This window comes from Clostridium gasigenes, from assembly GCF_017348895.1.
Lineage (GTDB): Bacteria > Bacillota > Clostridia > Clostridiales > Clostridiaceae > Clostridium > Clostridium gasigenes.
This window is the reverse complement of record NZ_CP071376.1, coordinates 1437501-1442500: the sequence shown is the minus strand read 5'-3', so window position 1 is coordinate 1442500 and position 5000 is coordinate 1437501. Positions and strand designations below refer to the sequence as shown.

Here is a 5000-nt window from a genome sequence, read left to right as displayed (position 1 = left end):
AAATGGTTCATCCATAATTATTATATCAGAAGGAATTGCTAAAGCCCTTGCTATATTTACTCTTTGATTCATTCCTCCACTTAATTGATTTGGATAATATCTTGCATAATCTAATAACCCAACTTCTTTTAAACCATTATTCACTTTATTACTTATATCTTTATCCTCATAATATCTCTTACATACTAATTCTAAATTTTCATATACTGTTTGCCAAGGTATTAACCTATCTTCTTGAAATACATAAGAAATATTTTTATTTTCCTCAAGGCATTTATTACTTATATAATTTAATAATGTTGTCTTTCCACAACCAGAGGGTCCCATAATACAATTAACCTTACTGTCTTCTATATTAATTTCAAAATTTTTATAAATATTTCTATTTCCATAACTAATATTTATATTACTAATTAATATAATGATCTTCCCCCTTCCACTTATTAAATTTCTTAAGTAAAACACTTAAAATTTTATCTACTATTATACTAACTATAGCTATAATAATTATCCAAGTAATAACTGCTGACGTATTTAATTGCATTTTCTCTAATTGAATAGCTGCTCCAATACCATACTTTGGTTGTGCATATACTTCACCAGCTATAACTACTTTAAATATTAGAGAAATAGTAGAGCTTAATATATTACTTATTGAAATAGTAATTGAAGGTAAATATACTTTTTTAAGTATATCTATTTCTTTTACTTTATATACTCTACACATTTCTATAAGTTTAACATCCGTATTAATCAAAGTATTAATTGTAACATCATAAAATATAGGTAATGATATAATAATTCCTATTAATATTGGTGCAGTTTCTTTAGAAACCCACACTAGTACTAATACTATAAATGCCATTGTTGGCACTGATTTAATTACTGCTAATATAGGATATATAAAATTATATATCCACTTATTAATATAACTTAATACACCTAATAAAACTGCTAATATTATAGAAATTAAAAAACTAATAAAACATCTTATTAAGCTATAGTATATCAATGATACACAATCTCCATTAACTAATATCTTTTCACACTCAAATAATATATTTTTTATTCCTGGCATTATTATTTGATTATTTACTACTACAGATACTATTTCCCATAAGATTATTATAATTATTGTAGCTATAATAATATATTTATTATTCTTTAATGAAGACTTCCTCATAAGTAGTTTTTCCTTCCTCATTTAACTCTTTATTATCTATAACTTCAAAAAATCTTATATACTCATTTTTAGTATCTTGTATATTATAGAATTTCAGATTTGCTCTATCCAGTGCACTTGATAATATATCCTTATTAACTGATATTCCTATACTTTCACTTATTACACCAGCCTCATTAGGATTATTATTTCCCCAATCTATGGACTCTTTAATATTTTCTACTATTTTTTTACATAGTTTTTTATTATCATTATAAAATTTTTCTTTTATTAATAAAGTTGATTGTGGAAATCCTATCTTAGTATCCTTTGATTCCATCCATTCTTTATTAAAATCTAATAATATTTTTACATTAGATTTTTTACTCATTATAGTAGATAAGACAGGTTCTGAAACTATAGCATATTTAGCCTTTCCACTTATAATCATAGGTGCTAATTCAGATGCAGCACTTACATATGAATAATTCACCTTATCTTCAGTTAGCCCTTTACTATTTAATATTTCCTTTCCTATAAGATCTGGTGTAAGACCTTTACCTGTATTATAAATTTCTTTACTTTGTAACTCATTTATATCTGTTATATCTTCAGTAGTTATTAAATATAACGATCCTAATCCAATAGTTCCTGCTACTTTATATTCTAAGCCTTTATTGTGAACTTGTAATGCTAAATTCGATGGCACTACCGCAATATCAGCTTCGCTTTTTAATAATTCAGCTACTAAAGCATCTGGTGTTTTTTGCAATTCACTTTCTATTGTATAGTTATCTATTTTCTTATTGTCATTAATAAATTTACTTATACCTATTGCCGGTAACCCATCTGGATATATTATTCTTGCACTTACTTCCTCTACTGGTTTCTTAGAACAAGCCATTAATACAAAAGTCATTGATACTAGTATTATTATTTTTATTGATTTTTTCATATTTACTCCTTCTCATATCTATTTATTTCCATACCTATACTATACTACATTACTTACTAACTATAAATACTATCCAAATAATTTTAGACGCAAAAAAAAGAGTCTAAATCAGACTCTTTTTTTATTAACCTGGCGACGTCCTACTCTCCCACACAGCTGCCCGTGCAGTACCATTAGCGCTGTAGAGCTTAACTTTCCTGTTCGGAATGGAAAGGAGTGTTTCCTCTACGCCATCATCACCAGATGGTTTAGATCCTAAATCATAGATTTAGTCTCTTATATTTAATTTTATCAGAGTTTTGTTCTCTGAAAATTGCACATGAATTATTGTAAATTGGTCAAGCCCTCGACCTATTAGTATCAGTCAGCTAAATATGTTGCCATACTTACACCTCTGACCTATCAACCTCGTGTTCTTCAAGGGGTCTTACTAGCTTATGCTATGGGAAATCTCATCTTGAGGGAGGCTTCACGCTTAGATGCTTTCAGCGTTTATCCCGTCCCGACTTAGCTACCCAGCGATGCTCCTGGCGGAACAACTGGTGCACCATAGGTCGGTCCATCCCGGTCCTCTCGTACTAAGGACAGCTCCTCTCAAATTTCCTACGCCCGCGACGGATAGGGACCGAACTGTCTCACGACGTTCTGAACCCAGCTCGCGTGCCGCTTTAATGGGCGAACAGCCCAACCCTTGGGACCTACTACAGCCCCAGGATGCGACGAGCCGACATCGAGGTGCCAAACCTCCCCGTCGATGTGGACTCTTGGGGGAGATCAGCCTGTTATCCCCGAGGTAGCTTTTATCCGTTGAGCGATGGCCCTCCCACGAGGTACCACCGGATCACTAAGTCCGACTTTCGTCCCTGCTCCACTTGTAGGTGTCGCAGTCAGGCTCCCTTCTGCCTTTGCACTCTTCGAACGATTTCCGACCGTTCTGAGGGAACCTTTGAGCGCCTCCGTTACTTTTTAGGAGGCGACCGCCCCAGTCAAACTGCCCACCTAACAATGTCCTGTCACCAGTTTCATGGCGTCCAGTTAGAACCTCAGTACTGTCAGGGTGGTATCCCAAGGATGACTCCACCAAGGCTAACGCCCTAGCTTCCCAGTCTCCCACCTATCCTGTACAGACAATACCGAAATTCAATGCTAAGCTACAGTAAAGCTCTACGGGGTCTTTCCGTCCAATCGCGGGTAGCGAGCATCTTCACTCGCACTACAACTTCGCCGGATTTGCAGTTGAGACAGTGCTCAAGTCATTACTCCATTCGTGCGGGTCAGAACTTACCTGACAAGGAATTTCGCTACCTTAGGACCGTTATAGTTACGGCCGCCGTTTACTGGGGCTTAAGTTCACACCTTCGCTTGCGCTAAGCATTCCCCTTAACCTTCCAGCACCGGGCAGGAGTCAGCCCCTATACATCAGCTTACGCTTTAGCAGAGACCTGTGTTTTTGTTAAACAGTTGCTTGAGCCTATTCTCTGCGGCCTGCTCTCGCAGGCACCCCTTCTCCCGAAGTTACGGGGTTAATTTGCCTAGTTCCTTAACTGCAATTCTTCCGATGGTCTTAGGATTCTCTCCTCACCTACCTGTGTCGGTTTGCGGTACGGGCACTACTTCTCTTTCTAGATGCTTTTCTTGGAAGCATGGAATCAGATACTTCAGCCTAAAAGGCCTTCCCCATTACGCCTCAGAATTGTTAAAGCGGATTTGCCTACCTTAACTCCCTAAACGCTTAGACTAGCATTTCCATTCGCTAGCACATCCTATCCTTCTCCGTCACACCATCGATAATAACGATTGTAGTGGTATTGGAATATCAACCAATTGTCCATCGCCTACGCCTTTCGGCCTCGGCTTAGGTCCCGACTAACCCTGGGCGGACGAGCCTTCCCCAGGAAACCTTAGGTTTTCGACCTGTAAGATTCTCACTTACATCTCGCTACTAATGCCAACATTCTCACTCGTAATCAGTCCACCGCTCCTTACGGTACGACTTCAGCCCGATTACGACGCTCCTCTACCGCTCGTATTAAATACAAGCCCGTAGCTTCGGTGGTAAGTTTGAGCCCCGGACATTTTCGGCGCAGGATCTCTTGACTAGTGAGCTATTACGCACTCTTTCAATGAATGGCTGCTTCTGAGCCAACATCCTAGTTGTCTTTGAAATCCCACATCCTTTTCCACTTAACTTACACTTTGGGACCTTAGCTGACGATCTGGGCTTTTTCCCTTTCGACCATGGATCTTATCATTCATAGTCTGACTGCCGGACTAATAGTATATGGCATTCGGAGTTTGATAAGGTTCAGTAAGCGATACGCCCCCTAGCCCATTCAGTGCTCTACCTCCATTACTCATATCCGACGCTAGCCCTAAAGCTATTTCGAGGAGAACCAGCTATCTCCGAGTTCGATTGGAATTTCTCCGCTATCCACAGCTCATCCCATGCTTTTTCAACAGCAACGTGGTTCGGTCCTCCACGGGGTTTTACCCCCGCTTCAACCTGGCCATGGATAGGTCACTCGGTTTCGGGTCTACGGCATGCAACTAGTCGCCCTATTAAGACTTGGTTTCCCTTCGGCTCCGTACCTTAAGTACTTAACCTTGCTACATACCGTAACTCGTTGGCTCGTTCTACAAAAAGCACATCATCACCCTCGTATGGGGCTTTGATCGGTTGTAGGCATATGGTTTCAGGTTCTATTTCACTCCCCTCCCGGGGTTCTTTTCACCTTTCCCTCACGGTACTTCTTCACTATCGGTCATCAGGTAGTATTTAGCCTTGGGAGGTGGTCCTCCCTGCTTCCCACAAGGTTTCACGTGTCTCGTGGTACTCTGGATCAGAACTATTAGCTTCCTCGTTTCACTTACGGGACTATTACC

The 5000-nt window shown here is 38.7% G+C and carries 3 protein-coding genes and 2 rRNA genes (2 of these 5 cut by a window edge); all 5 read right to left on the bottom strand.

Annotation, left to right across the window (positions count from 1 at the left end; translation table 11 throughout):
• Positions 1-465, bottom strand: partial view of an ATP-binding cassette domain-containing protein gene (locus J1C67_RS06990; protein ID WP_244980269.1) — the 5' portion only. 210 nt of this gene lie to the left of the window's left edge; the window shows 465 of its 675 coding nt (coding positions 1-465); the start codon lies at positions 463-465; its stop codon lies off the left edge, out of view.
• The gene (locus J1C67_RS06985) at positions 410-1183 is read right to left on the bottom strand and encodes an ABC transporter permease (protein WP_167867708.1); all 774 of its coding nucleotides are present in this window, start codon (positions 1181-1183) and stop codon (positions 410-412) included. The genes J1C67_RS06990 and J1C67_RS06985 overlap by 56 nt, the downstream gene beginning before the upstream one ends.
• Positions 1158-2117 (bottom strand): ABC transporter substrate-binding protein, encoded by a 960-nt coding sequence (locus J1C67_RS06980; RefSeq protein WP_167867709.1) that lies wholly within the window; start codon positions 2115-2117, stop codon positions 1158-1160. Before J1C67_RS06980 ends, J1C67_RS06985 begins: the two co-directional genes overlap by 26 nt.
• Before the next feature lie 127 nt (positions 2118-2244).
• Positions 2245-2361, bottom strand: a 5S ribosomal RNA gene (rrf, locus tag J1C67_RS06975).
• A gap of 90 nt (positions 2362-2451) precedes the next feature.
• Positions 2452-5000: ribosomal RNA gene (locus J1C67_RS06970) — 23S ribosomal RNA — on the bottom strand (it continues 357 nt past the right edge of the window).